The organism is Halomicrococcus gelatinilyticus, from assembly GCA_024227995.1.
Taxonomy (GTDB): domain Archaea; phylum Halobacteriota; class Halobacteria; order Halobacteriales; family Haladaptataceae; genus Halomicrococcus; species Halomicrococcus gelatinilyticus.
Genome location: CP100465.1, coordinates 607,178 through 632,793, shown reverse-complemented (window position 1 = coordinate 632,793; position 25,616 = coordinate 607,178). Strand labels below are relative to the sequence as shown.

28 protein-coding genes are annotated in these 25,616 nt (G+C 67.2%); 12 read left to right on the top strand and 16 right to left on the bottom strand.

Annotation, left to right across the window (positions count from 1 at the left end):
- Positions 1-249 precede the first annotated feature (249 nt).
- Complete coding sequence (locus NKT36_RS03405; RefSeq protein ID WP_327052546.1) at positions 250-672, top strand: DUF7344 domain-containing protein; 423 nt, start codon at positions 250-252, stop codon at positions 670-672.
- A gap of 307 nt (positions 673-979) precedes the next feature.
- Positions 980-2,413: a cryptochrome/photolyase family protein gene (locus NKT36_RS03400; RefSeq protein ID WP_327052545.1), complete on the top strand. Its 1,434-nt coding sequence runs from the start codon at positions 980-982 to the stop codon at positions 2,411-2,413.
- Between the two features lie 19 nt (positions 2,414-2,432).
- Here NKT36_RS03400 and NKT36_RS03395 read toward each other — a convergent pair whose 3' ends face one another.
- Together NKT36_RS03395 and NKT36_RS03390 are read right to left on the bottom strand one after the other, a co-directional pair.
- Positions 2,433-2,696: a DUF7521 family protein gene (locus tag NKT36_RS03395; RefSeq protein ID WP_327052544.1), complete on the bottom strand. Its 264-nt coding sequence runs from the start codon at positions 2,694-2,696 to the stop codon at positions 2,433-2,435.
- Position 2,697: 1 nt separating this feature from the next.
- On the bottom strand, positions 2,698-3,045 hold the full coding sequence (locus tag NKT36_RS03390) for a winged helix-turn-helix domain-containing protein (RefSeq protein WP_327052543.1): 348 nt from the start codon (positions 3,043-3,045) through the stop codon (positions 2,698-2,700).
- A 104-nt stretch (positions 3,046-3,149) separates the two neighbouring features.
- Between NKT36_RS03390 and NKT36_RS03385 the strand changes: the two genes are divergently transcribed.
- The 4 genes from NKT36_RS03385 (at position 3,150) to NKT36_RS03370 (ending at position 6,088) form a co-directional block, all read left to right on the top strand.
- Positions 3,150-3,977, top strand: coding sequence for a DsbA family protein (locus tag NKT36_RS03385; protein ID WP_327052542.1), 828 nt, complete (start codon positions 3,150-3,152; stop codon positions 3,975-3,977).
- A complete protein-coding gene (locus NKT36_RS03380) occupies positions 3,974-4,510 on the top strand; it encodes a hypothetical protein (protein ID WP_327052541.1) in 537 nt (178 codons plus the stop codon). Before NKT36_RS03385 ends, NKT36_RS03380 begins: the two co-directional genes overlap by 4 nt.
- A 107-nt stretch (positions 4,511-4,617) precedes the next feature.
- Entirely contained in the window at positions 4,618-5,382 is a 765-nt protein-coding gene (locus tag NKT36_RS03375; RefSeq protein ID WP_327052540.1) for a DsbA family protein, read from the top strand.
- 100 nt (positions 5,383-5,482) lie between these two features.
- Complete coding sequence (locus tag NKT36_RS03370; protein ID WP_327052539.1) at positions 5,483-6,088, top strand: superoxide dismutase; 606 nt, start codon at positions 5,483-5,485, stop codon at positions 6,086-6,088.
- A 122-nt stretch (positions 6,089-6,210) separates the two neighbouring features.
- Here the strand turns inward: NKT36_RS03370 and NKT36_RS03365 are convergent, their stop codons facing one another.
- Entirely contained in the window at positions 6,211-6,543 is a 333-nt protein-coding gene (locus NKT36_RS03365) for a hypothetical protein (protein ID WP_327052538.1), read from the bottom strand.
- Between the two features lie 213 nt (positions 6,544-6,756).
- On the opposite strand from NKT36_RS03365, the gene sod reads away from it, so the two are divergent.
- Positions 6,757-7,368 carry a superoxide dismutase gene (gene sod, locus NKT36_RS03360; RefSeq protein WP_327052537.1) on the top strand — a complete coding sequence of 204 codons (612 nt, stop codon included), beginning with the start codon at positions 6,757-6,759 and terminating at the stop codon, positions 7,366-7,368.
- 128 nt (positions 7,369-7,496) lie between these two features.
- Here sod and NKT36_RS03355 read toward each other — a convergent pair whose 3' ends face one another.
- From NKT36_RS03355 to NKT36_RS03330, 6 genes are all read right to left on the bottom strand, one after another.
- The gene (locus NKT36_RS03355; protein ID WP_327052536.1) at positions 7,497-8,531 is read right to left on the bottom strand and encodes a phosphate uptake regulator PhoU; all 1,035 of its coding nucleotides are present in this window, start codon (positions 8,529-8,531) and stop codon (positions 7,497-7,499) included.
- 5 nt (positions 8,532-8,536) lie between these two features.
- A complete protein-coding gene (gene pstB, locus NKT36_RS03350) occupies positions 8,537-9,448 on the bottom strand; it encodes a phosphate ABC transporter ATP-binding protein PstB (protein WP_327052535.1) in 912 nt (303 codons plus the stop codon).
- Positions 9,441-11,090, bottom strand: a complete 1,650-nt coding sequence (gene pstA, locus NKT36_RS03345; RefSeq protein WP_327052534.1) for a phosphate ABC transporter permease PstA — start codon at positions 11,088-11,090, stop codon at positions 9,441-9,443. The genes pstB and pstA overlap by 8 nt, the downstream gene beginning before the upstream one ends.
- Positions 11,090-12,217 (bottom strand): phosphate ABC transporter permease subunit PstC, encoded by a 1,128-nt coding sequence (gene pstC, locus NKT36_RS03340; protein WP_327052533.1) that lies wholly within the window; start codon positions 12,215-12,217, stop codon positions 11,090-11,092. Before pstC ends, pstA begins: the two co-directional genes overlap by 1 nt.
- 97 nt (positions 12,218-12,314) lie before the next feature.
- The gene (locus NKT36_RS03335; protein ID WP_327052532.1) at positions 12,315-13,502 is read right to left on the bottom strand and encodes a PstS family phosphate ABC transporter substrate-binding protein; all 1,188 of its coding nucleotides are present in this window, start codon (positions 13,500-13,502) and stop codon (positions 12,315-12,317) included.
- A 198-nt stretch (positions 13,503-13,700) separates the two neighbouring features.
- Positions 13,701-14,135, bottom strand: coding sequence for a DUF7522 family protein (locus NKT36_RS03330; protein ID WP_327052531.1), 435 nt, complete (start codon positions 14,133-14,135; stop codon positions 13,701-13,703).
- A 132-nt stretch (positions 14,136-14,267) separates the two neighbouring features.
- On the opposite strand from NKT36_RS03330, the gene NKT36_RS03325 reads away from it, so the two are divergent.
- A complete protein-coding gene (locus tag NKT36_RS03325) occupies positions 14,268-14,999 on the top strand; it encodes a bifunctional helix-turn-helix transcriptional regulator/GNAT family N-acetyltransferase (RefSeq protein ID WP_327052530.1) in 732 nt (243 codons plus the stop codon).
- An 80-nt stretch (positions 15,000-15,079) separates the two neighbouring features.
- Here the strand turns inward: NKT36_RS03325 and NKT36_RS03320 are convergent, their stop codons facing one another.
- The 4 genes from NKT36_RS03320 to NKT36_RS03305 form a co-directional block, all read right to left on the bottom strand.
- Complete coding sequence (locus NKT36_RS03320) at positions 15,080-16,393, bottom strand: sodium-dependent transporter (RefSeq protein ID WP_327052529.1); 1,314 nt, start codon at positions 16,391-16,393, stop codon at positions 15,080-15,082.
- A gap of 328 nt (positions 16,394-16,721) precedes the next feature.
- Positions 16,722-18,065, bottom strand: a complete 1,344-nt coding sequence (locus NKT36_RS03315; protein ID WP_327052528.1) for a sodium-dependent transporter — start codon at positions 18,063-18,065, stop codon at positions 16,722-16,724.
- A gap of 178 nt (positions 18,066-18,243) precedes the next feature.
- Positions 18,244-18,951, bottom strand: a complete 708-nt coding sequence (locus NKT36_RS03310; protein WP_327052527.1) for an SDR family oxidoreductase — start codon at positions 18,949-18,951, stop codon at positions 18,244-18,246.
- A gap of 128 nt (positions 18,952-19,079) precedes the next feature.
- Entirely contained in the window at positions 19,080-19,529 is a 450-nt protein-coding gene (locus NKT36_RS03305) for a DUF555 domain-containing protein (protein ID WP_327052526.1), read from the bottom strand.
- A gap of 190 nt (positions 19,530-19,719) precedes the next feature.
- Here NKT36_RS03305 and NKT36_RS03300 point away from each other — a divergent pair, with 190 nt between their 5' ends.
- Together NKT36_RS03300 and NKT36_RS03295 are read left to right on the top strand one after the other, a co-directional pair.
- Entirely contained in the window at positions 19,720-20,634 is a 915-nt protein-coding gene (locus NKT36_RS03300; protein WP_327052525.1) for a DNA-3-methyladenine glycosylase family protein, read from the top strand.
- A 139-nt stretch (positions 20,635-20,773) separates the two neighbouring features.
- Positions 20,774-21,514 (top strand): hypothetical protein, encoded by a 741-nt coding sequence (locus NKT36_RS03295; protein WP_327052524.1) that lies wholly within the window; start codon positions 20,774-20,776, stop codon positions 21,512-21,514.
- Positions 21,515-21,541: 27 nt separating this feature from the next.
- Here NKT36_RS03295 and NKT36_RS03290 read toward each other — a convergent pair whose 3' ends face one another.
- Positions 21,542-21,820 (bottom strand): acylphosphatase, encoded by a 279-nt coding sequence (locus NKT36_RS03290; protein WP_327052523.1) that lies wholly within the window; start codon positions 21,818-21,820, stop codon positions 21,542-21,544.
- Positions 21,821-21,932: 112 nt separating this feature from the next.
- Here NKT36_RS03290 and NKT36_RS03285 point away from each other — a divergent pair, with 112 nt between their 5' ends.
- Positions 21,933-22,163: a hypothetical protein gene (locus NKT36_RS03285; RefSeq protein WP_327052522.1), complete on the top strand. Its 231-nt coding sequence runs from the start codon at positions 21,933-21,935 to the stop codon at positions 22,161-22,163.
- Positions 22,164-22,167: 4 nt separating this feature from the next.
- Here NKT36_RS03285 and NKT36_RS03280 read toward each other — a convergent pair whose 3' ends face one another.
- Both NKT36_RS03280 and NKT36_RS03275 read right to left on the bottom strand, forming a co-directional pair.
- Positions 22,168-23,886: an adenine deaminase C-terminal domain-containing protein gene (locus NKT36_RS03280; protein ID WP_327052521.1), complete on the bottom strand. Its 1,719-nt coding sequence runs from the start codon at positions 23,884-23,886 to the stop codon at positions 22,168-22,170.
- The gene (locus NKT36_RS03275) at positions 23,883-24,836 is read right to left on the bottom strand and encodes an MBL fold metallo-hydrolase (protein WP_327052520.1); all 954 of its coding nucleotides are present in this window, start codon (positions 24,834-24,836) and stop codon (positions 23,883-23,885) included. Before NKT36_RS03275 ends, NKT36_RS03280 begins: the two co-directional genes overlap by 4 nt.
- Positions 24,837-25,036: 200 nt before the next feature.
- On the opposite strand from NKT36_RS03275, the gene NKT36_RS03270 reads away from it, so the two are divergent.
- Positions 25,037-25,555 (top strand): Lrp/AsnC family transcriptional regulator, encoded by a 519-nt coding sequence (locus tag NKT36_RS03270; RefSeq protein ID WP_327052519.1) that lies wholly within the window; start codon positions 25,037-25,039, stop codon positions 25,553-25,555.
- Positions 25,556-25,616: the final 61 nt, after the last annotated feature.

The following is a 25,616-nucleotide window of genomic DNA, read 5'->3' as shown; positions in this document are numbered from 1 at the left end:
CCTCAAGGGGACCGCTGTTCTCCCGTTCCGTCGCGCTTCTGAGTCGTCTTGCAGCGTCGATGCTGTCTTCGCCCCTCGATAAACGGTCGGAGATGGTGTATTTGCTGCAGATGGACAGTTGTCGTAGTGTTGGAAAAGGCCAAATTATCGTTCGTTGAACCCTCTCGTTCACGTCCGCTGGTAGCTTTCTAGGTATCTAGAATCACCATTCTTTACGGACGACAGTGAACGGCTACTGGGCACGGGACCATGAGCAACGAGTCACCATATCGGAACGAGTCGGGAAAGCGGGAGTCGGCACATCCGCCGCACGTGCTGCGAGCGGACCCCAGCGTCAGCAGGCCGTCGTTCGACGACATCTTCGACCTTCTGTCGAGCGCCCGCCGCCGGTACGCCATCTACTACCTCCAGCAGACGACGGACGGCGTGGCGACGCTCGACGACCTCACGGAGACGGTCGCCGCCTGGGAAACCGACACTGCCGCCGACGACGTCCCCGAGGACTTCGGTCAGCGCGTCAAGACTTCGCTCCACCACACGCACCTGCCCCGCCTCGACGACGCGAACATCGTCGACTACGACGCGCGCAGCGAATCGATACGATACTGGGGCCAGCCGGTCCTGGAAGAGTACGCCGAACACGTCGCTGCGATGGAACTCCCGGACGCGTAGCGGATTTTCACCATCGCCGCCGCTCGCAGTCGGCATCGCGTGTCGAATCCCGGTCGGCGAGTCCCGTGACGTTCGAACGCGTCCGACCGGACCCGACACATCTCGGACACCGCGAACTTCTCTCGCAAGGACAGGTGTCGTCCCAGGTCGCCGATACGTGTCGGTGACCGACGACGTCGACGGCGGGGAACCGGCAGCCACCGGCGTACCGCCTCACTGTCGTGTCACCTTCTCCAGTCGCCGGGACGGCACCGCCCGAACGTCGTTAGGCCGTGGTTTAACGAGGGTGCTGGGCGTGGCTCCGGGCATGGACCTCCACTGGCACCGGCGCGACCTCCGGGCCACCGACAATCGCGCGCTCTCCGACACCGGGCGCGCGCTCCCCGTGTTCGTCCTCGACGACGCGATACTCGCACACGCGTCGCCGCCACGGGTGGCGTTCATGCTCGACGCGCTCGACTCGCTGCGGTCGTGGTACCGCGAGCGCGGCGGCGACCTCCTGGTCGTCCGCGGCGACCCCGCCGAGGAACTGCCGCGGGTCGCCCGGTCGTGCGGCGCGGACCGCGTCGTCTGGAACCGCGACTACTCGGGGCTGGCGGCCGACCGCGACGCGGCGGTCCGGGACGCGCTCGACGACGCCGGCGTCGACCACGCGAGCGCCAACGACGCCATCTTCCACCCGCCAGGTAGCATCACGACGAACCAGGGCAACCACTACTCCGTCTTCTCGTACTTCTGGAAGAAGTGGCGCGACCGGGACAAGCCCGCGCCGTACGACGCTCCCGAAGCGGGCGACGTGGTCGACCCCCGGGATGCGTTCGACGACCCCGGGGTGCTCACCTCCTCGACCGATTCCGGGTCGCTGCCGTCGCTCGCCGACCTCGGCTTCGACCGACCGGAGGCGGACCTCCCGCCGGCGGGCCACGAGGTCGCCGTCGACCTGCTCGAGGAGTTCTGTGCGGACGACGTCTACCGCTACGCCGACGACCGGGACTACCCGGCGCGAGAGGGGACCTCCCGGCTGTCCCCGCACCTGAAGTTCGGCACCGTGGGTATCCGGCGGGTCTGGGCGGCGACCGACGCGGCGCACGCCGACGCGAGCGACGAGTCCGAGCGCGACTCGGTCGTCGCGTTCCAGCGCCAGCTCGCCTGGCGGGAGTTCTACGCGCACGTGCTCGACGCACGTCCGGACGTGGTGACGGAGAACTACCGCGAGTACGAGCACGACGTCGCGTGGCGCGACGACGAGGCCGAGTTGCAGGCGTGGAAGGACGGCGAGACGGGCTACCCCATCGTCGACGCCGGCATGCGGCAGTTGCGCGCCGAGGGCTGGGTCAACAACCGCGTGCGGATGATCGTCGCCTCCTTCTTCACGAAGGACCTCCTGCTCGACTGGCGCGAGGGGTACGACTGGTACCGCCGGAAGCTCGTCGACCACGACACCGCCAACGACGTCGGTGGCTGGCAGTGGGCGGCCTCCACGGGCACCGACGCCCAGCCGTACTTCCGCATCTTCAACCCCGCGACCCAGTGTGAACGCCACGACCCGGACGGCGAGTACGTCAGGACGTACGTCCCCGAACTGCGCGACGTCCCGCCGGCGAAGATCCACGCGTGGCCGACCCTGGACGACGCCGAGCGCGAGGCGCTCGCGCCGGACTATCCGCATCCCATCGTCGACCACGCCGAGCGCCGTGAGCGCGCGCTGGCGACGTTCGAGGCGGCGCGCGGCGACGGATGACCGCAGAAGCGACCGTGCGTCAGCCGTACAGCGAGTAGAGGACGAACCCCATGCCGACCGCGACGAGCGCGGTCTGGGCGACGCCGAGCGCCGCGGGCGAGACGCCGAGCGTCTTGATGAGCGAACAGCCCATCGTCCCGCCGGCGGTGAGGAAGACGAAGCCGACGGCGACGAACAGCATCGGCTCGCTGTGGTTGCGGCGGTACCCGCGGAACCCCTGGTAGGCGATGAGGAGCCCGAGCGCCATCACGAGCAGTTTCCCGGCGAGGAGGTCGACCCGCATCTCAGTCACCTCGCATGTCCGTCCAGACCTGTGTGAACCGGTCCGCGGCGTCGCGTTCGGTCACCGTCACGCTCAGGTCGCCGTCGACGATGTCGATGCCGACGTGCTCGACGGTGGCCTCGTACTCGGCGCGGTGGTTGCCGTCCGGATTCGGTCGCGTCCGTTTCTCGACGAAACCACACTCCTCGAGTTCGTTCAGCCGCCGGTATATCGTCGGGAGCGACGCGTCGCATTCGGTGCTGAGTGTCTGGGCTGACATCGGTCGTACGCTCGTTTTCGTGAGGATGGCGCGCGCACAGTCGTCGTCCAGCAGGCGGAACAGCTCGGCTGGACTCGGCTCCCCACTCACACGTCGTTAACTGACCCTCGACTTTTAAAACGTGCCGGTCGACTTCGACCGCTGAAAACGGACGAGGGGGCTATGTTTCTCGACCTCGTCCGTCGATACGACCGATGGTCACGTTCGACAGCGACGGCAGGCCGGGTCGACGTGCGTTCCTCGCCGGTACCGCGGGGTCGTTCGCCGCACTCGCCGGCTGTACAGGCATCCTCCAGTCCTCCGACGACGGCGCGCCCAGCGGCGGTGGCGGATCGACGACCGGTGGCGGCGGGCCGACCAGTGACGGTGGGGGGACGGACGACGGGACCACCACGACCCCCATATCGGGCCCGCTGGTCCGCGCGAGCGACGAGACGACGGACTACGGCATCGATCTGGCGGGCAACCCGCTCTTCGGGTCGGCCGACGCGCCCGTCGACATGTACTACTGGACCGACTACCAGTGTCCGTTCTGTCGACGGTTCGAGCAGAACACGCTCCCGAAACTGCTGAAGAACCACGTCCGCTCCGGGGTCGTCCGCATCGTCGTCCTGGAGTATCCCAACATCGGGGCGAGGTCGAAGACGGCCGCGAAGATGGCCAAGTGCGTCTGGCGGCAGGTCAAAGACGACGACCCGTCGGCGTTCAAACGCTGGCACGCGACGATGTTCGACGAACAGGGGAAACCGAACTCGGGGTGGGCGAAGAAGGCGAATCTCCTCGACATCACGGAGAGCGTCGAGGGCGTCGACGCCGACGCCGTCGAGACGTGCCTCAGCGAGAACGCGAAGGCCGTCAAAGAGAGCGTCGCCGCCGACAGTCAGGCGGGCGACGACAAGGGTGTCAGCGCGACGCCGTCGTTCATCTTCGACGACCCGACGTCGGACGACCTGGCGCCCATGATCAAGGGGGCACAGCCGTATCCGCGATTCGAGTCCGTCATCGAGAGGGTGAACTCATGACCGGGACCTCCCGAGTCCGGCGCTGGGGGAGCGACCTGGCGAGCGCGCTCGCGTACCCCACGACGTCCGTCGGACGCGTCGCCGCGAGCGTCGTCGTCGCGGTGTTGACGTACGTCCTGCTCATCCTCTCGACGTTCCCGGGGATGTCGATGCAGATGCTCGGCGCCGGACTGCAGTGGTTCGACGAGACGCTCGTCCTGTTGACGGAGAACGTGCTGGCGACGAACGGCTGGTTCGGCCTCGGGCTCATCCTGTCCTACGCGGTGCTGACGGGCGTCGCCGTCGTCGACGTCGCGGCGCAGGTGAGCGTGACGGGCATCTCCAGCGTCTCGGACCTCGCGGGCGTCCTGCCCGGACTTCTCGCGTCGGGGTGTGCGAGTTGCGGCGCAGGGTTGCTCGGCTTCCTCGGGTTCGCCGGCGCGCTGGCCGCCATGCCGTTCCACGGCGACCTGCTCCGCGTCGGTGGCATCCTCCTCCTGCTCGGGTTCCTCGTCCGCACCGGCGACCCCCGGCAATGTCGGCTCGACGCCTGACGGCCGGGCCACGACACCGACACTTAAACGACGGCGGCGACTTCGGCCGCTGAAAACGGACGAGAGGGATATACGTCGCGAGTGCCTGCTTCGACACATAGATCGCCATGTACGAAAGCGACGGATCGAGTAGCCGGCGGGCGTTCCTCGCCGGAACGGCGGGGTCGTTCGCCGCGCTGGCCGGCTGTACGAGTAGCTTCCAGTCCGGCGGGGACGGCTCGCCGAACGGCGGTGGGACGACCACGTCCGGCGGCGCGGACTCGCTGCTCTACGCGAGCGACGCGAAGACGGGGTACGGTATCGACCTGTCGGGGAACCCCATCATGGGGTCGGCCGACGCGCCCGTCGACGTCTACTACTGGACCGACTACCAGTGTCCCTTCTGCGCGCGGTTCGAGGAGGAGACGCTGCCGAAACTCGTGAAGAACTACGTCAGACCGGGAGAACTCCGGATGGTCGTGATGGAGAACCCGTATTTCGGCGAAGCATCGCGAACCGCGGCCAGGATGTCGAAGTGCGTCTGGCGGCAGGTCAAGGCCGAGACCCCTGACGCGTACAGTCGCTGGCACTCGGCGGTGTTCGACGAACAGGGAGAGAAGAACTCGGGGTGGGCGAAGAAGGCGAACCTCCTCGACATCACGGCGGGCGTCGAGGGCGTCGACGCCGACGCCGTCGAGACGTGTCTCAGCGAGAACGCGACGGCCGTGAAAGAGAGCGTCGACGACGACGTGACGGCCGCCTCCCAGAGCGGCATCAGGGGGACGCCGGCGTTCATCTTCTACAACCCGTCGTCGGACGTCTCGGGCAAGCTGGTCGGTGCACAGCCCTACCCCCTGTTCGAGAAGGCAATCCGGAAGATGAAAGAGGCGTAACCGCCGCCACGCTCGCCCGCTTCGGGGCACCCTCGCGCTCTCCGTTAGCGTCGCCTTAACGCTTAACTCGACGACCGTTGACGCGTACACGGGGGTTACCATGGCGACCTACGAACTACCTGAGCTACCGTACGACTACGACGCACTCGAACCGACCATCGACGAGCGGATCATGGAACTGCACCACGACAAGCACCACCAGGGGTACGTCGACGGTGCGAACGCAGCGCTGGAGAAGCTGGAGAACATGCGCGAGTCCGGCGACTTCGGCGACGTGAAGGCGGTCAAGCGCGACCTCTCCTTCAACCTGTCCGGGCACGTCAACCACACTGTCTTCTGGGAGAACATGTCGCCGGACGGCGGCGGCGAACCCGGCGGTGAACTCGCCGACGCCATCGAGTCCGACTTCGGCTCGTTCGACGGGTTCAAGGACGACTTCGCGGCGGCGGCGAAGGGCGTCGAGGGCTCCGGCTGGGGGCTGCTCGTCCACGACCCGGTCGCCGACCAGCTCATGGTCATCCAGGCGGAGAACCACAACAACCGCGCGGTCCAGGGGTCGACCCCGCTGCTCGTGCTCGACGTCTGGGAGCACGCGTACTACCTCCAGTACGAGAACGACCGCGGGGAGTACGTCGACAACTTCTGGGACGTGGTGGACTGGGACGACGTGGCCGAGCGCTACGACCAGGCCGGCGGCCAGATGTAAGCGCCGGCGACTCGGCCGTTCGCTTCAATCGCCCTCGCAGGTCTGCACCGAGAGCGACAGCCGTATCCTCCCGTCGACCTGCGTGAACACGGCCCAGGCGCGGTGGATGCAGTCCCGGTCGGTCACCGTCCAGCGGACCTCGCGGTCGATGGACGGGTCGTCGTCGAAGCCGGTAGCGGCGCGGAGCGTGTACCGCCCCGGGCGGACGTCTCCCTGGACGACCTCCGTCGTACCGGGTACATGGAGTAGACGTCGCCGAACTGGTGGCCGACGTCGTCTTCGACCCCGTCGACCGTCGCCTGGACGCGCAGGTTCTCCTCCGTCTCGTTCAGCACGCTCAGTTCGACCGGGACGCGGGAGTCGCCGCCGAGGACCGAAAGACACCCGGCGAAGCCAGCGAACGCTGCGCTCGCGCCTGCAGCGAGCAGTCGGCGTCGACCAGTAGCGTCGCCCATGGTGGTTCGATACCGTTCGACAGCGACGAACAAAACGTCTTCGTACGTTCCGGCCTTCGTCCCTCGACTGCGTCGGCTCACGGAAGGCAGTCGACGTGCCCCCACGTCGGAGCGTCCACGAAACGAATTTCTGATTCCGCGTGTTGTATGGTATCAAATAGTTCCTCAAGGTTTAACAGCGAGAGGAACGATGTAAATCGTGGAGGTTACATCATGCCAGAAAAATCCGACGCCGAACTGCCGCCACTGCCGTACGACTACGACGCGCTGGAGCCGCACGTCAGCGAGCAGGTGCTCACGTGGCACCACGACACCCACCACCAGGGCTACGTCAACGGCCTCAACAGCGCCGAGGAGACGCTCGCGGAGAACCGCGAGTCCGGGGACTACTCCTCGACGGCCGGCGCGCTCGGCGACGTCACCCACAACGGCTGTGGCCACTACCTCCACACGCTGTTCTGGGAGAACATGGACGAGAACGGCGGCGGTGAACCGGAGGGCGACCTCCGCGACCGCATCGAGGAGGACTTCGGCTCCTACGAGGGCTGGAAGGGCGAGTTCGAGGCCGCCGCGAGCGCGGCCGGCGGCTGGGCGCTCCTCGTCTACGACCCCGTCGCCAAGCAGCTTCGCAACGTCGCGGTCGACAAGCACGACCAGGGCGCGCTCTGGGGGAGCCACCCCATCATGGCGCTCGACGTCTGGGAGCACTCCTACTACTACGACTACGGACCGGACCGCGGCAGTTTCATCGACGCCTTCTTCCAGGTCGTCGACTGGGACACGGTCGCCGAGAACTACGACGACGTCGCCTCGACGTTCGAGTAGGCCGAGTTCACAACTTTCTTTCGCCGCGTCCGTTCCTCGACAGCCTCGCGTCCCCGATTCGGTTCGAACGCGACGATGCAGATTCCGAGAACGAGTCGAAGGAGTCCGCAGTCGATCGTCGAGTCGGCTCAGTGAAGCGGTGACTCGGCGCGAAGCCCCATCTTGAGGGCACGCTCCGCGATCCGACGACCGTGGTCCGCGGTTCCGATCAGCGCGTCGAGCACCAGTGCGAGGTAGTAGGGGTTCACGTCGCCCGGCCCGGACGAGAGTCCGTCCAGCAGGTCGACGTCCGCAGTGAGCGCCTCGTGCTCGTCGATGGCGTCGTAGGCGGTCGCCGGCGCACGGCCGTTGATGGTCGCCTCGACCGCACGCTCGACCACGGTCCGGGAGCGACGAGCGTGGTCGTCGAGTTCCGACTCGACCGGTCCAGTCGGCGACTCGTCGAGTTCCAGCGCGACGACCGCGACGCGCTCGGCGCGGGCGGCGATCCCCTCGAGTTCGCGCGCGATGGCGTAGTAGTCCAGCGCGGTCCGGCGGTCCACGTCCGGCCGGTTCGGCCCGCGCGGCAGACCGATCCGACGTTCGACGCACCGGCTCACGAGCGCGAACTGTCGGTCCACGTCGTCGGTGTGTGCGATGACTTCACGGGCCGCGTCCGGGTCGGCGTCGAGCAACGCGCTCATCGCGTTCCGATGCATCGAGAGCGCGACGTACCGCAGGTTCAGCACCGTCTGTCCGATCGACAGCTGTCCCGAGCGTCGCATGCTCCTGAACGTGACGCTGTCGGTGGCCTCGTCGGCGACCTCCATCCCGATGAGTTCGTTGCCGGCGGTGGTGATGGCTCGTCGCTGGGCCGACGTGAAGCGGTCGTCCGTCCGGAGCGTGAAGCGGTCCTTCCCCGCGACGTAGAGGGCGTCCACCACCGTCGGGAGCCTCTCCCTCGACAGGTCGTCCACCCGGAGGTCGGCGTCGTCCCCGCCCTCTCCCCGCTCCGCAGTCCGGAGTATCAGCGTCCCGTCCTCGTGGGGGTAGAGGTACACCTCGTTGCCGGCTTCGAGCCCGTGATCGGTCGCCCAGTCTTTCGGGAGCGACACCGTGAACGACGACCCGCCGACCGACTGGACCTTCCGGGAGACCTCGTCGTCGGATAGCGACCTACTCATCGTGCTCACCCGAACTTGCCGGTGATGTAGTCCTCGACGCGCTGGCTGTTGGGGTCCTCGAAGATCTGTTCGGTCTCGCCGTACTCCGCGAGTTCGCCGCCGGTGAGGAAGACGGCGGTCTGGTCGCTGATGCGGGCGGCCTGCTGCATGTTGTGCGTGACGACGACCACCGTGTAGTCCTCGGCCAACTGTTCAATCAGGTCTTCGATCTTGGCGGTGGCGATGGGGTCGAGCGCGCTCGCGGGCTCGTCCATGAGGATGACCTCGGGGTCGACGGCGAGACAGCGGCCGATGCAGAGCCGCTGTTGCTGGCCGCCCGACAGCCCGAGTGCGTTGTCGTCGAGGCGGTCGTTGACCTCCTCCCAGAGCGCCGCCTGCTTCAGCGACCGCTCGACCAGTTCGTCTTCCTTCTCGTCGGTGCTGCGGCCGAGCAGCGACGCCAACAGCCCGCTGTCGAGGTCGCCGTGCTTGCGCGGGCCGTAGGTGATGTTGTCGCGGATCGACTTCGGGAACGGGTTCGGCGACTGGAACACCATGCCGACGCGCTTGCGCAACTCGACGAGGTTGGCGTTCTCCTGGTAAATCTCCTCGCCGTCGATCTCCACCGACCCGTCGACGCGCGCGCTCTTGATCCGGTCGTTCATCCGGTTGAGACACCGCAGGTACGTCGACTTCCCGCAGCCGGACGGCCCGATGAGCGCGGTGACGCTCTCCTCGGGGATGTCCATCGAGACGCTCTGGAGCGCGTGGTCGTCGCCGTAGTGGACGTCGAGGTCTTCGACGGAGATCTTCGGCTCGCCCGCGAACGCGTAGTCGGTCCACTCCTCGCGGATCTCCTCCGCGCTCTCGCCGCTTGTCGTTTCGAGTGGCTGGTCGGTACTGTCGTACGCTTCGTTCTTCACTTTCGTTTCACTCATACTGTAGCTTCCTCCGGAAGTACTGTCGTGTGGCGATTCCGATCGCGTAGAAGGAGAGGACCACCACGAGCAGGACCAGCGCGGTGCCCCATCCGAACGCCTGGATGTTCTTCACTCCCGCCGTCGCCCCGGTACCGGTCAGGATGACCTGATAGAGCTGGTACGGCAGCGCCGTCGTGGCCTGCGTGAGCTCCGGGTTGGTCACGAACGGTGGGGCAGCGGTGAACTGGAAGCCGCCGAGGACCTGGGCGCGTTGCGATGCCGAGACGAACGAACCGCCGCCCATCGTGAGCAGGAGGGGTGCGGTCTCGCCCGCGATGCGGCCGACGCCGAGGATGACGCCGGTCACGATTCCGGGCATCGCGGCCGGCAGGACGACGCTCCGGACGGTGTCCCACTTCGAGACCCCGAGCGCGGCGCTCGCGTCGCGGTACTCGTCGGGCACCGAGAGCATCGCCTCGCGGGCCGTGATGAGGACGAGCGGGAGCAGCATGAACCCGAGCGTGATCATGCCTGCGAGCAACGACTTCTGCGGGTCCGGGGTGAACCGCGGCACCAGGAACGCGGCACCGAACAGCCCGAAGACGATGCTCGGCGTGCTCCAGAGCGCGTTCGTCGTGACCTCGACGACCCGCGTGAACCAGCCGCGTTCGGCGTACTCGGTGAGGAATATCGCCGAACCGACGCCCAGGGGGACGGCCAGTACCGTGGCTCCGACGACCAGCCAGACGGTGCCGACGATCGCCGGCAGGACCCCGTTCACGTCGTTCAGGATGTACGCGCCCTTCATGAGGAACGGCCACGACACCGGCCAGACGATCGTGTACCCGATGCCGAACAGCTCGACCGTCGTCGCCGGACCGACGCCGAGACCGACCTCGAACCCCTTCGTCACGGGGCCGATCCCCTTGACGAAGACGAAGATGACGAGGACGAACAGGACCGCGATGATGGACATCGCGTTCAGGTAGATGAGCAGGTGCGCTCCGAGGTGGCGGCCGCGCGCACCGAAGCCGCCGTACGCCTTCGCGGCGGCCCAGCCGACAACGAGCGCACAGAACATGACGATGAGGGGGACGACGACCCGCGGGAACAGGGTCACCGACTGCGATGCCGGGAAGTTGGCGGGCGTCCACGACCAGTTCGGGCCGATGGCGCCGGTCAGCATCACGAGGCCGAAGAAGCTCGCGAGCGTGCCGGCGGGAACCGTCGAGCCGACGTCCTCTCGCGGGACGGCTGTCGTCACGAACGCGGCTGCCCCGGCGAGGATCGCCACGACGAGCCAGCCGACGGTTCCCAGGCCGAACGCCTGGGAGGCCACCAGTCCGCCGACGACGAACCAGATGCCGGTGAACAGCGTCGCGGCGACGAGTCCGGCGGACGGGCTCGGGTCGGTCGCGACGTAACCGAGTCGCGACCCGACGCCGAACGCGACGACCGCCAGGCCGATCGCCAGCAGGAGACCGCCGAGCACCGCGATCGTCGAGAACCCGGCCAGTTCGCCGGTGACCGAGACGACGTCGAACTGGGCCGCCAGCGCGAGCACGAACAGCACGGCCGAGAGGCCGACCATCGCCGCCGCGGCCGACTCCACTGCAGTCGCGTCCTCGCGGACGACGCCGGTGTCGGTACTGCCCGACATCACTCGTTCCCTCCCAGTTTCCTGTGCATGTGCGCCTCGATCATCTGGGAACCGATGCTCAACAGTAGAACCGACACGAACAGGATGATGCCGGCGACGAACAGCGAACTCTCCTGCGTTCCGGTCGCCGAACCGTACTTGTTCGCGATGACCGACGTGAGCGTCTCGAACCCATAGAAGACGTTGTACAGGGGCTCGGCGATCTCCGGCTGGTTGCGGAGCATCACCGTCGCGGCCATCGTCTCGCCGATCGCGCGGCCGACGCCGAGCAGGACGGCGGCGGAGATGCCCGAGAAGGCGGCCGGGATGGTGATCGCCGTCATCGTCTGCCAGTCGGTCGTCCCCATCGCGAGCGATCCGCTCTTCATCGACTCCGGAACGCTGTTGATGGCGTCCTCGGCGACCGAGACCACCGTCGGGAGCGCCATCAGGCCGACGACGATTCCGACGAAGAGGTACGTCCCCTGCCCGACGATGTCGAATCGGTCGCTGACCCACGGGCCGAGAACGACGAAGCCGAGGAACCCGTAGACGATCGACGGGATGCCGGCGAGGATCTCGACGCCGGGTTTGACGAACTCGCGCACGACGGGCGGGGCGATCTCGCTGAGGAACAGCGCGGCCGCCACGCCGAGCGGTCCCGCGACCAGCGTCGCGATGACCGTCACGAGGACCGTCCCGTGGATCATCGGGAGCATCGAGAACCGTTTCGGATTGGACGCCGGCCGCCAGTTCGGGTCGGTGAACGCTCGCAGGCCGGGGACGGAGATTCCGAACACCTCGGCGCTCTCGTACTGGAGTGCGGGCCACGCCTCCAGGACGATGAACACCAGTATCAGCGCCAGTATCAGGCTCGTCGACACCGTCATCGCGAGCGTCACCCAGCGGGCGGTCAGTTCCTGGTGACGGAGCCAGCCGTAGACGACCGAGACGAGGAACACGCCCACGGCGACCGACGTGTACGGGGAGGTCAGGACGAACCCGACGAATGCTCCCACCAGCCCCAGGATTCCGACGGTGGCCGTCACGAGCGCGTCCGTCTCGGTCGTCGCGACGAACTCGCGCGCGGCGACGAATCGCTCCCGCGCGCCGTTTCGCCACCGAGTTACGTTGCTTGTATTCGACATTGGTTCGTTAGGTCAGGTATCATTGAGGTTCGTTTATCGTCTCACTGCCAAAGAACAACGGCGGTCGTACCCGCGTATCCACTGCGGTCGAGCGGCGTTACGCCTGGTCCGGCAGCTTGCCCTTCTCCTTCTCGATGTCCTTGCTCGGGAGCGGGATGTAGTTGTTCGCCTCGACGAACACCTTCTGTCCGAACTCGGAGAGGAACATGTTGATGAACGCCGCCTCCCGCTTGTCCGTCCCGTTCGGGGTGTCCTCGGTCTTCGTCGTGTACATGTGGAGGTCGCGGTTGAGCGGGTAGGAGCTGTCGAAGATGGTGTTCTCGGCGTCCTTGTCGGGCTTGTACGTGGTCCCGTCGAAGTCGATCGCGATCGGGAGCACGTTGTCGTTGGTGAACGCGAGTGCCATGTAGCCGATGGCGCCCTCGTTCTGCTGGACGACCTTCCGGACGCCGTGGTTCTGGCCCTGGCGGGTGTCGACGCCCGGCATCGGCGCGTCCGGGTCGCCGAGCATGTTGGACCGGAACGAGGTGTCCGTACCGGAGCCTTCCGCGCGACCGACGACGTAGATCTGCTTGTCGGGGCCGCCGACCTCCTTCCAGTTGGTGATCTCGTCCTGGTAGATCTTCCGGACCTGCTCGCCGGTGAGCTGCTGGACGCCGTTGTTGTAGACGTCGCTGCTGACGACGACGGGCTGGCCGTCGCGGCCGACGACGTGGTCGACGTAGTTCTCGTCGCGCTCCTCCTCGCTGATGTCGAGCTCGGCCGTTATGTTACCCGAGGAGTTGCCGATGTCGACGAGGCCGTCGCGGACCGCCTTACAGCCGGTGCCGGAGTGGCTCAGGCCGACGTTCACGACGAACGGGGGCTTCGAGCGCTTGTCGGTCGGCTCGAAGCCGTACTTGCTGGCCCAGTAGTCGGCAATCTTCATGTCGGTGTCTATCTTGTCCCAGCCGGGGACCTGGCCCTCGTCGTTCGAACCCCAGTACTCGCCGTCGCTCGGCGGCGCGTTCGACACCCAGTAGGAGGCACCCTTGTTCGAGATGGGGTAGACCGTCGAGGACCCCTCGGCGGTGAGCAGCGACGCCTCGCTGGAGGAGTCGTCGTTGCTGTTGTCGTTGCTGTTGTCGTTGTCGTCGTTGTTGTTGTCCGAATCGCCACCGTCAGTCGTGGTGTCGTCGTCCCCGCCGCCGGTACACCCGGCGAGCGCTGCGGTCGCACCCGCACCAGACGCGAGCAGGAACTTCCGGCGCGATACGTTGTCGGACTGCTGATTGTCGGACGCCATCAACTGAGGAAAGCCGCATCAAGGCTAAGTACCCTTATAATTCCTAGATATATGCTCAATGATGCGGTGGTAGTCATGGTGTCCGGAACAGTGTGAAACGGCCTCATAGGTACTCTAAATAGTTCCCGGCCAGCCCCGAAATTTCACGGCTCGAGCCAGCCGTCCGAAACGGGGAACGGGTCGACGGTCCGTTCCGGGTCACTCGCTCGGAGAGAGCGTCGCCAGCTCGTATCCCGAGACGATGTCCTGGACGTGTGCGTCGAGTGTAGCGTACTCGTAGCCGCCAGACCGCTGGTCGAGGCTGGCGAACACGCCGACGTGGGCGTCGTCGTCCTCGACGAACGTCCTGAACTGCTCGAAGTCGTCGAACCCGCGGACTGTGTAACGATACGAAGCGTAGTAGAGCTGGTCGTACGTCTCCCGCGTGACGAAGCCGTACCGCTCGTTGTCGATGAACTTCGACACGTCGACCGACGCCAGCTTCTCCTCGACGTCGTCGCGGAGGTACAGCGGTTCGAAGTCCGACTCGTCGAACAGCCAGACGTCGCGGAGGGAGTCGCCGCCGAACTCCGAGAACGCGGCGACGAGCGCCGTCCTGACGTCGTCCCCGTTCGTATCGGTCTCGTGTCCCATGTCGTTCGATATCACGACCATCCGTTGATAAAACTACGTTCTCGGCTGCCCGGAGTACACCGGGGCGGGTCCGGCGGCTCACCGACTCCATTCGACGATAAAGATAAGTATTGTTGGATGGTAACACGTTTCATGCAGTTCTCCGAGAAGCTAGAGTTCGGTCACGAAGACCGACGACGGATCTACGAGTACGTCGAGCGGAACGGGACCGTCGACGCCGACGAGGCCCAGGAAGCGCTACACGTCGACCCCGGCGGCTTCCGCCACCACGTCGCCATCCTCCGGCGCGACGGGTACCTCACGGAGGACGACGGCGTGCTCTCGGTGGCGCTGGAGACCGGCGCGGAGGAGGAGTACGACGTCGACGACGTGGAGTTCGTCATCAGGCCTGCTCGCCAGGATGACCTCGCCGGCATCGTGGGTGCCATTCGACAGGTCGCCGAGGACGGGACCTACATCGTCGCCGAGAGCGTCGCCGACGAGATCGACCACCAGGAGACGCTGCTGCGGTACAACGAACTCGAATCCCGGATGTTCTTCGTCGCGACCGTCGGCGAGGACGTGGTGGGCTGGGTGCATCTCAACGCGCCCGAACTCAGCAAACTGGGCCACACCGCGGAGCTGACCGTGGGCGTCCTCGACGAGTACCAGGGCCACGGCATCGGAAGCCATCTGCTGGAGCGCGGCCTGGAGTGGGCGGCCTCGAACGGCTACGAGAAGGTGTACCAGAGCGCGCCGTCGACCAACGAGTACGCCATCGAGTTCCTCAAGGAGCACGGCTGGGAGATCGAGGCCGTCCGCGAGGACCACTACAAGATCGACGGCGAGTACGTCGACGAGGTGATGATGGCGGTCGAACTGTAGCACCGCCGACCCGTTCGTCGACTCCGTCGCTTCTCGGTTCGACCGTCGTCCGAGCGAACGCGACGACGGTGACGAACGCTCTAGAGGAAGCTCAGCGCGAGCGTCCAGACGAGGAACAGCGGCAGGACCGTCCGGACGCTCCAGAGCCACGGGACGCCGAGCGACCGGGCGAGCGCCCCCGAGCCGGTACCGTACTCCGCGAGGGCGTCCTTCCCGAGCACCCAGCCGGTGAACACGAGGAATCCGGCGAGACCGGCGGTGAGCAGGGTGTCGACCACCGGTCCGGAGACCGTCGTGAACAGGCCGGGATTGAGCGCACAGATCGTCCCCGTGACGAGGACGAGGCCCCCGAGGCCGAGCGTCGCCGCCCGACGCGGGACGTCGTGTTCGTCGACGAGGTAGGCGACGGGGATCTCGAGCATGCTGATGGAACTGGACAGGGCGGCGAGCAGGACGACGCCGAAGAACGCCACGGCCAGCACGCGACCGAACGGGATCTGGTTGAACGCGCCCGCGACGCCGACGAACAGCGCGCCGGGTCCACCGCCGGCGGTCGTCTCCGAGAGGCCGCCCTGCAGTGCGAACAGCAGGGGGAAGACGACCAGGCCAGCGAGGAAGCCGACGCCGGTGTTCAGCAGCGCGATGACGCTTCCGTCGAAGGCGAGGCTGTTGTCCTCGCCGAGGTAGGAGGCGTACGTTATCATCGTGCCGACGCCCAGCGAGAGGGTGAACAGGGCCTGGCCGGCGGCGGCCTGGAGGACGGAGACGGGGTGGGACTCGAGGTAAGAGGGGTCGAAGTCGAGGTAGAACGAGAGCCCGGCCCCCGCGCCCGGCTGGCTGACGGCCCAGCCTGCCAGCGCGACGAGCAGCACGACGATGACCGGCGTCATCACCTTCGTCGCCTTCTCGATACCGCTCCGGACGCCGCCGGCGACGACAAGCGCCGTGAGCGCGAGGAAGCCCACGTGGAACGCCGCCGCCTCGACGCCGAAGTCGACGCTGCCGAAGTAGGTGCCGGGGTTCCCGAAGTACGCCCCCGTGGCGCTCGCGCCGACGTACCGGAGGATCCAGCCGCCGACGACGCTGTAGAACGACAACAGCACGAGCGCGGTGAACACGCCGAGGAGTCCGACGAGTCCCCAGGAGTCCGAACCCCCGGCGAGTCGGCGGAGTGCACCGGCCGGATTCCGTTTCGAGCGCCGCCCGATGACGAACTCCGCGAGGAGGCCGGGCACGCCGACGATCAGAACGATGGCGAGATAGACGACGAGGAACGCGCTTCCGCCGTTCTCGGCGGTCATCCATGGGAACCGCCAGAGGTTGCCGAGGCCGACGGCGCTCCCAACGGCGGCGAAGATGAACCCGATGCGTGTCCCCCACGATTCACGTACCATGTCACGCAGTGGCTCACCGCTCGGATAAGAGGGTTTCGGGATTGGAACCGTCAAACCGAGGATATGTATGTGTGCGGCTCTTGTACTTGAAAATTTCTGAACGTTCGACGTCGAACGAGGGTGGTGTGGCTAGAGAACGTCGGTCGTTCCGCGGCGGTGACTATATCGGGGGCCAGCACGGTGGTCTACGGCGACCTGACAGCGGACCGAACCGGTCGCCAGAGCGAGACGCCGACGATGTTCAACTGGTCTTTAGTAGCAGCTCTGGACCCGACGCGGTCGTTCGATCGTCAGGTTCTGCTCCAGACGGGGGTGACGGTGACGGTCTCTAGAAGGAGGGGAGCGCCGGCATCTCGTAGAGCGTGTTCACGCCCAGCAGGAGGGTGGCCAGCACGGCGGCCAAGACGAACGTCCGGATCATCCAGAGCCAGGCGGGCGCGAACGTCGAGATGTCGTCCGTCCCCTTCTCGAGTTCGTCGAGCGCGACCGGTCCGAGCACCCAGCCGACGAAGTAGACGGCGAGTAGCACCGAGACCGGCAGGAGGAACTTGTAGGCGATGGTGTCGAACCAGCCGAGCCACGCCGTGTCGCCCGCGGCGAGCGTGCCGACGAGGAAGAGCACGCCGCCGAAGCCGAAGGCGGCGACCTTCCGATCGTACCCGTACTTGTCCACGACGTAGGAGGTGACGACCTCCAGCAGGCTGATGGCGGAGGAGAGCGCCGCGATGAGCACCACGAAGAAGAACACGAGGCCGACGACACGGCCGGCCATGCCGAGGTTCCCGAACGCCGTCGCCACGGAGACGAACAGGGCACCCGGACCGCCGCCGGAGGCACCCTCCGGGACGCTGCCGAACTGGACGAACAGGAGCGGAAGGACGACGAGACCGGCGAGCAGCCCGACGAAGGTGTTCAGGACGACGATGGTCGACCCGTCGGCGGGCAGGCTCTGGTCCTCGTCGATGTACGAGGAGTAGGTTATCATCGCGCCCATCCCGAGCGAGAGCGAGAAGAACGCCTGACTCACGGCGAACGGGACGATGTTCCCGAGGTTGTCGAGCAGGTACCCGAAGTCGGGACTGAGGTAGTAGCCGTACGCCGCGCTCGCGCCGTCGAGCGTGAATGCGTAGACGGCGAGGCCGGCCAGGATGGCGAGCACGGACGGCACCATCACCTTCGTCGCCTTCTCGATGCCGTCCTCGATGCCGAACGCGACGATGCCAGCGGTCAGCGCCATGAAGACGGCGTGGAACGCGACGGCGTCGGCGCCGACGGACACCGACGCGAAGTAGTCGCCCGGATTACCGAAGTACGCGCCCGTCGCGCTGCCGAGGACGTACCGCAGCACCCAGCCACCGACGACGCTGTAGTACGACAGGATCCACATCCCGGTGAACAGGCCGAGCGCTCCGATGACCGTCCACGCCGGATGGTCGATCCGTTCGAACGCCTCGATGGCGTTCCGCTTCGCGCGGCGCCCGACCACGAACTCCCCGAGGATCGCGGGGAGACCGATGAGGAACGCCGCGAGCAGGTAGACGAACACGAACGCAGCTCCGCCGTTCGTCGACGTCTTGAACGGGAACTGCCAGATGTTTCCGAGACCCACTGCACTCCCGACGGCGGCCAGGATGAACCCCACCCTGGTCGCCCACGTCTCTCTGTCAGACATGCTTGTGTGTGGCTGCCATTACTAACTGATGGTTATAAACAAAGCGATGTCTATCAACCACGGGAATCGTACACTATCGATTATCTAACCCTCATTAAAAACAATGGTGTCGGTCCCTCGGTGACTGAACGGACGGCGCGCGACCGCCGGTCGGTTCCCCGGCCACCGAGGCCCCAGTTCACGCTTCACCGTACACCGGCACTGCCGCTCCGCTGGTGACGCTCGCGGCGTCACTGCAGAGGAAGAGCATGACGTCGGCGATGTCGCGCGGGTCGACCCACCGCTCGTGGTCGGCGTCGGGCATCATCTCCCGGTTCGCCGGCGTGTCGATGACGCTCGGCATGACGGCGTTCGCCCGGACGGTCCCCTCGTTCTCCGCCGCGATGCTCTCCGTGAGCAGTCGCACGCCGGCCTTCGACGCGCGGTAGAGGCCGTCGCCCTCACCGCCCTCGAGCGAGGCGCGGGCGCTGACGGAGACGATGGCCCCCTCGCGCTCCTGGAGGTAGGGGAGGGCGTGCTTGCTCGCGAGGAACGCCGTCTTCAGGTTCACGTCGAAGAGCAGGTCGAAGGTTCCCACGTCGGTCTCCTCGATTGGGTCGCCGCCCTGCCACGTGCCCGCGACGTTCGCCAGCGCGTCGATGCCGCCGTAGTCGTCGACGACAGACGCGACGAGCGACTCGGCCGCCGCCTCGTCGGTGAGGTCGCCGCCGTAGAACTCGACCGCGTTCGGGTCGAGCGCCGACGCCTCGTCGTCCGGTTCGACCACGTCGGTCGCGCAGACCGTCGCCCCCGCCTCGGCGAAGGCTTCGCAGACCGAACTTCCGAGCGCACCGCTCGCTCCCGTCACGAGCGCGACGTCGTCGCTGAAGTCGAAACTGACGCTCATGCACTACCGGGTCGACGGCCAGCGGGATAAAATCACGTGTGGGTCGACCCACGAGGAACTGTAGAGACGGAAACCCCTCTCCCCGGTCGACGCCGCTTCGTCCCGTCGACGCCGCTTCGTCCCGTCGATTACTCGATGAGGTCCTCGAACTCGGGGAGGACGTCGTCGGAATCGTCCTCGTCGGACGCGTCGCCGGCTTCCTCGACGTCCTCGGTGTCGTCCTCCTCGTCGTCGAGTTCGTCGTCCTCGATGACCTCGACTTCGAGGACCGAGAGCGGGATGTTCTCGAGGCGTTGACCGATCTCCTTCCGGGCGATGCGCGAGGCGTGCTCCTCGCGTTCGACGTTGAACACCGTCATCTCCAGCTCGAGCGCGACGAGCGCCTCGTCCGCGGCGATGAACGCCGGCGGCAACTCTTCGCCCGACGGCGACGTGCGTTCGCCCATGTTTATCTCGACGTAGTTGAGGTCCGGGTTCAGCAACTCACCCGTCTTCGAGATGGCGATCCGTACTGCCTCGTCCGGCGTCTCCACGTCGTACACCGGAATCGCGGCCTCGACGACGACTCTACAGTTCATTGTCCCACCGGTTGTTGTATCGCCAACAGTATGAAGTTTGGCCCTCTCGCGGAGGTGCTGAGCGAGAACGCGCTTCTCACACCCGATACTGCCAGTTGCCGGCACCCCACGTCAACAAATCGCGTGGAGTCGTCGGTCTGCCGGGGCAGAAGCGAAAGACTTGCTCCGCTCCGGTGCCTCGTCGGGAGCGATGCTAACCGGTTCGATCCCCGTGGCAGACCTTCCGGGCGGGTTCGACCTCCAGTCGACCGTCGAGAGCGGCCAGAGCTACTGCTGGCACCGCGCCGACGGTCGGACGTACGAACGGACGGGCGCGTACGGCGGTTCGGCGTGGTACTACACGGTCGTCGACGGCGAGGTGGTGCGCGTCCGACAGCGTGCTGGCGACGACGCGAACGCGACCGGAACGGCGGGCGGCGTGCTGGAGTGGGAGGCGACGACGGACGCCGACCCGCTACTCGTCGACCTCCTCCGCCTCGACGACGACCTCGACGCCATCGTCGACGCCTCGCCCGACGACCCGCTCGTCGAGTCGGCCTACGACGCCTACGCCGGGATGCGTCTCGTCCGCGACCCCTTCTTCGCCTGTCTCGTGTCGTTCATCTGCTCGGCCCAGATGCGCGTGAAACGCATCTACGACATGCAGACCGCGCTCGCCCGCGAGTACGGCGAGACGATCGCCTTCGACGGCGACACCTACCACGCGTTCCCGACGCCGGAGCGTCTCGCCGACGCCACGGAGGACGAACTCCGCGACCTCGGCCTCGGCTACCGCGCACCGTACGTCCAGCGGACGGCCGAACTGGTCGCCACGGGCGAGATGACGGCCGACGACGTGCGGGGCCTGCCGTACGAGGAGGCACGCGAGGCGCTCACGACGTTCGTCGGCGTCGGGGACAAGGTGGCCGACTGCGTCCTGCTGTTCTCGCTGGGATACCTGGAGGCGGTCCCGCTGGACACCTGGATACGGACCGCCATCGAGGAGCACTACCCGGACTGCGAACGGGGCTCGTACGCGGAGACCTCTCGCGCCATCCGCGAGGCGTTCGGCGGCGAGTACGCCGGCTACGCCCAGACGTACGTGTTCCACTACCTGCGGAACTGACGCCCGGGTGATCGATCGAAACGTCCCGGCCGCGTCGCGCCATCGTTGAACGTCGTCCGAAGGCTGTGGCTTCCGTTCGGATACTGTCGTGATGCTCCACCTATAAGTAATTGCGATGGTATTATCCAACCAGCAAACCATGTCTTTCGCTAGCATCGAACCGATGCTCCCGTTGCTCGCTGCGACGACGGTCGGCCTCGTGGGGTCGCTGCTGGGGTACGACCTCGCGAAGGTGCTCCTGTCCTGGGGCGGCGGTCTCGGCGGGGCCGCCATCGGCGGCGCGGTCGGCTGGTTCGGGCCGGCGCTGGCGGACTACGCCGTCACCGTCGAGACGCAACTGCTGCTCGCGGCCGCGCTCGCCTTCGCCGGCAGCGTCCTGGGCTACTCGCTGTTCCCGTTCCTGACCCGGGTCGTGACGGGTGTCGTCGGGTTCGTCGTCACGGCGATACCGGCGTACGCCCTCGCCGCCGGTCGGCGGGTCGTCGACCCGACGGCCGTCGCCGACCCGTCGGCGGCGCTCCAGCTAGCGGTACTGGTCGAGGCGGTCCAGAACGAGGCGCTCCTGAGCGGAGGGCGGTCGACGCAGTTCGCGGTGGTGGCGGCCGTCGCGGGCGGCGTCACCCTCGTCCTCGCCTGGCGGTACTACGTCCTCATCGCGGCGGTGGTCGCGAACGTGGTGGGCGCGACGGTGCTCGCCTACGTCGCCCCGCTGTGGACGCACTGGTACCGGACCGGCGAACTGCTGGGTGCGGACGCCCTCGCGTTCACGCCGCTGTGGTTCGTCGTCGCCCTCGCCGTCGGCGGCGGCCTGCAGTTCGCCCGCCACTCGGGCGGCGGGAACGACCTCCCGCGCCGCGAGTACACCGACCCGTTCGAGTGACGTGAGCGGAACCGGAGTCGCAGCGCCTCACCGGCGGATGCGGAAGCCGTCCTCGCCCTCGGGGTCGTCGTACTCGACCGCGACGTCGCTCACGTCGGCGGCGGGACTGCCGGTGTGACACCACTCGACCATCTCCTCGACGGCGTCCTCCGGCCCCTCGAAGACGGCCTCGACGCGACCGTCGGCGAGGTTCTGCACCCAGCCGTCGACGTCCCGTTCGGTCGCCGCGTCGCGGGTGTTCGCTCGGTAGTAGACGCCCTGTACCGTGCCGGAGACGTAGACGTGTGCCCTCGTTCGGTCCGTCACGTCCGGCCGTTCGGCGGCGACCGGAAAAGTCGTTTCGTCGACGCGACGGTCCCATCGCACGCCCCGGAATCGGCGTGACGCTTTTGCAGGCAGGCGGCGTATCCCCTCCGCCATGCGAGAAGACACGTACTACGTCCACCTCAAGTCCGACGTGGAGAACGTGGCCGAGTCGCCCCTCGAGGGGTCAAAACTCGACTTCTACGACACCGGCCTCTGGGTCCACCGCGAGGATGGCCGCGACTTCTTGCCCTACGAGCAGGTGCTGATGGTCCAGGAGCGGAGCAACCCCGCCGGTGGCGAGCGAACGGCGGGCGGAGACACCACCGACGAGAGCGAGCGATAGAACGCTACTCGGGCGCCAGGCCGACCGTCTCGCGGGCGAACACGTCGGCGTAGCCCGAGAACGACAGCTTCAGCGCCGGCACTCCCGGGAAGGTCAGCGTCTGGAGCGCCAGCATCGGCCGGTCGGCGTCCGCGCCGAGTTGCCGCAGTGCGCTCTCGACGGCGTCGTAGAGCTTCGCCGTCTCCTCGACCTCGAGGTCCGAGCAGACGCCGGCGACGCGCGCCGGCAGTTCCGCGATGACGTCGCCGTCGTCGACGACCGCCCAGCCGCCGCCCATCTCGTTGAGGTGGGCGACCGCCGTCCGGACGTCGTCGCCGCTACCGACGGCGAGCACGCCGGGGCGCTCCCAGACGATGCTCGTCGCCACCGCGCCCTCGAACGCGCCGTAGCCCGTGAGGAATCCGGTGAAGCCGGTGCCGTCGCCGTCGGGGTGACGGTCGAGCAGGGTCGCCGTCAGCAGGCCGTCCTCCGGCGCGGCGACGAGTTCGCCGCCCTCGACCGGCGGTTCGACCGTCGTCGACAGCGAGATGAGCCCGTGGTCGTGTTCGATGGCGCGGACCGCGCCGTCGACGGCCGCGCTGGCGGGCACCCGGAACTCGTCGGGGTCGGTGCTGACGTCGACGCTGTCGTAGAAGTGGTCGGGGTACTCGTAGGACCGCGGCGCGACCTTCGTCTCGTGGTTGTGGTAGACGACCTCGCCGTCAGCGACCACCGTCGTGACGTTGACCGCTTCGAGGTCGTCGATGACGACGATGTCCGCGAGATTGCCGGGCGCGAGCGTCCCGCGGTCGGAGAGGCCGAAGTGACGGGCCGGGTTGAGCGTCGCCATCCGCAGCGCGTCGGCCGGCGGGACGCCCTCCTCGATGGCGCGGCGGACGACGACGTCCATGTAGCCCTCGCCGATGAGTTCCCGGGGCCACATCCCGTCGGTCGACAGCGATATCTCGGACGCGCCGACCTCCGCGTACGCGTCGCCGACGGCCGCCATGTCGTCCCGGATGGAACCGTAGCGGCCGACGGCGTGTACGCCGTTCTCGACGCGCTCGACCATCTCGTCGCCGGAGATGGCCTCGTGGTCGTCGTCGACGATGGAGGCGAACGCCTGTAGCTTCTCGCCGGTACAGCCCGCGCCGTGGCCGGTGATGGTCTTGTTCGCAAGCGTCGCGGCCCGGTACAGCTCCTCGGCGGGCGTGTCGCGGCCGACGGCGTGGATCCAGTCCGTCTCGCCGACGCCGACGACCCGGGAGTCCTCGACGAGGTTGGCGAGTTCGTCGGGGTCCTCGTGCGCGGGTTCGAACGTGTCGAGGACCGGTTGGGGCGGCACCGTCGCCGCGACGCGGATGGGGAGGTAGGACGTCGCGGCGAGGAACTCCTGGACGCCCTCCGCACCGAACGCCGGACCGAACCCGGTCACCTCGGAGACGACGGTCGTCGTCCCGCTCTCCAGCGCGTAGTGGTAGGCGTTCTCGAACGTCTGGTGGAGGTCGAGGTGCGTGTGGGCGTCGACGAATCCGGGTGCGACGACGCGGTCGCTGGCGTTGATGACGCGCGTCTGCTCGCCGACGACGTCCGAGGCGTCCTCCGGCAGCGCCGCGACGCGGTTGTTCTTGACGGCGACGTCGCGGGCCTGGAACTCGCCGAGTTCCGGCAACAGGACGCGACCGCCCTTCACCACGAGGTCCGCGGGTTCGTCGCCGAGCGCGACGGGCTGGAGGTCGTTCACGCCTCCACCTCCTCGTACACGCGGACGCCCCCGCGCTCGCTGTGGGCGACGCGGTCGCGCTCCTCCAGCACGTCGAGGTGGCCGACGGCCTCGCTCATGCCCGGGAACTGCTCCGTCGCGGGCAGGTCGCCGAACAGTCCCTCCATCACGTCGAAGGCGGTGGTCGGCCCGTCCAGCAGTTCCACCACGTTCGCGGTGCGCTCCTCGTGGGCCGCCAGTATCTCGTCGATGCGCTCGCTCGGAGCGTCGACGACCTCGCCGTGTCCCGGCAGCAGGCGGTCGAACTCCCGTTCGCGCAGTTCCGCCAGCGACCGGTTGAACGCCGGGAGCACGCGCGGGCGCATCTCGCCTTCCTCGCTCGGCGGTTGCAGCAGCGGGTTCGGCGTGATGTGCGGCAGGACGTGGTCGCCGACGATGGCTTCCGACGCCTCCCCGTCCTCGTAGGTGAAGATGGTCTCGCCGGTGGCGTGTCCGTCGACCGCCTCCGCGGTCACCGTCGTGCCGTCGACCTCGACGGCGTCGCCGTCCGCGAGTTCGAGGTCGGTCTCGACGGCCGGGGCGACCGAGAGGTACGCTTCGGGGAGGTCGGCCACCGTCTCGGCGGTCGAGCGGGCCATGCCGTGGCGCTCGAAGAAGTCGACGAAGAACTCCTGCTCGTACTCGAGTCGGGTGGCGAAGTCGCGGATGACGCCGGCCGTTCCGGGGCTTGCGACGACGCGCGCGCCCTCCCCGCGGAGGCGTCTGGCGAGGCCGAAGTGGTCCGGATGCGGGTGGGTGACGAACACCTGCTCGATGTCGGACGCCGCGAGGCCCTGCTCCTCGAGCGCGTCGAGCAGCGCCGACCATGCTTCTTCGCTCCCCGGCCCCGGGTCGACCAGCGTCCGCCCGGCGAGGTAGGCGTTCACCGGTCCGACCGCGAACGGCGTCGGAATCGAAAACCGCCTGAACATACGCGGGGTTTCTGCTCGGTCTGTAAAACAGTTTTTGAAGCACCGTTACCGAGAGTCGCCACTCCCGTGAGGTCGGAGCGAGGCGTCGCTGCTCCATCCACGGCGTCGTCCCCAGTCGACGCCGACATCGAGGCTCGAACGCGAGAGTGCCATCTTCGTTATAGAATGCGTTAGGAACCTCCACGCCGTAGCTAGTCGGCATGGGCCGGGACCTGGACGACGTCGACCGAAGCATCCTCTACCTGCTCCAGCGGGACGCCCGCAACGTGACAGCACAGGAGATGGCCGACATGGCGGGCGTCTCGGCCAGCACCGTTCGCAACCGCATCGACCAGCTCGAAGCAGACGGCATCATCCAGGGCTACCACCCGGAGATCGACTACGAGGCGGCGAACCTCCCGCTACAGGTGACGTTCGTCGTCACCGCGCCGCCCACCGAGCTCCCAGAGTTCTCGAAGCAGATCCGGGGAATCCAGGGCGTCATCGACGTTCGGGAGATGCTCACCGGCAGACGGAACATCCACGTAGACGTCGTCGGAACGAGTACGTCCGAAATCACCCGGATCACCGACGCTATCCACGACATCGGCGTCGAGATCGAGAGTTCTGAGATGCTGCGTCGCCGCCACGTCCAGCCGTTCAACCACTTCTTCCTGCAGGGGACGGAGGAGACGGACGCGCACGAAGCGGACCCGAACGACGACGAACCGACCAGCTGAACTGTTCCCGATAGGTCTGTGGTTTCCCACAACAGGTAATGAATGAATCCCGAAAACTCCA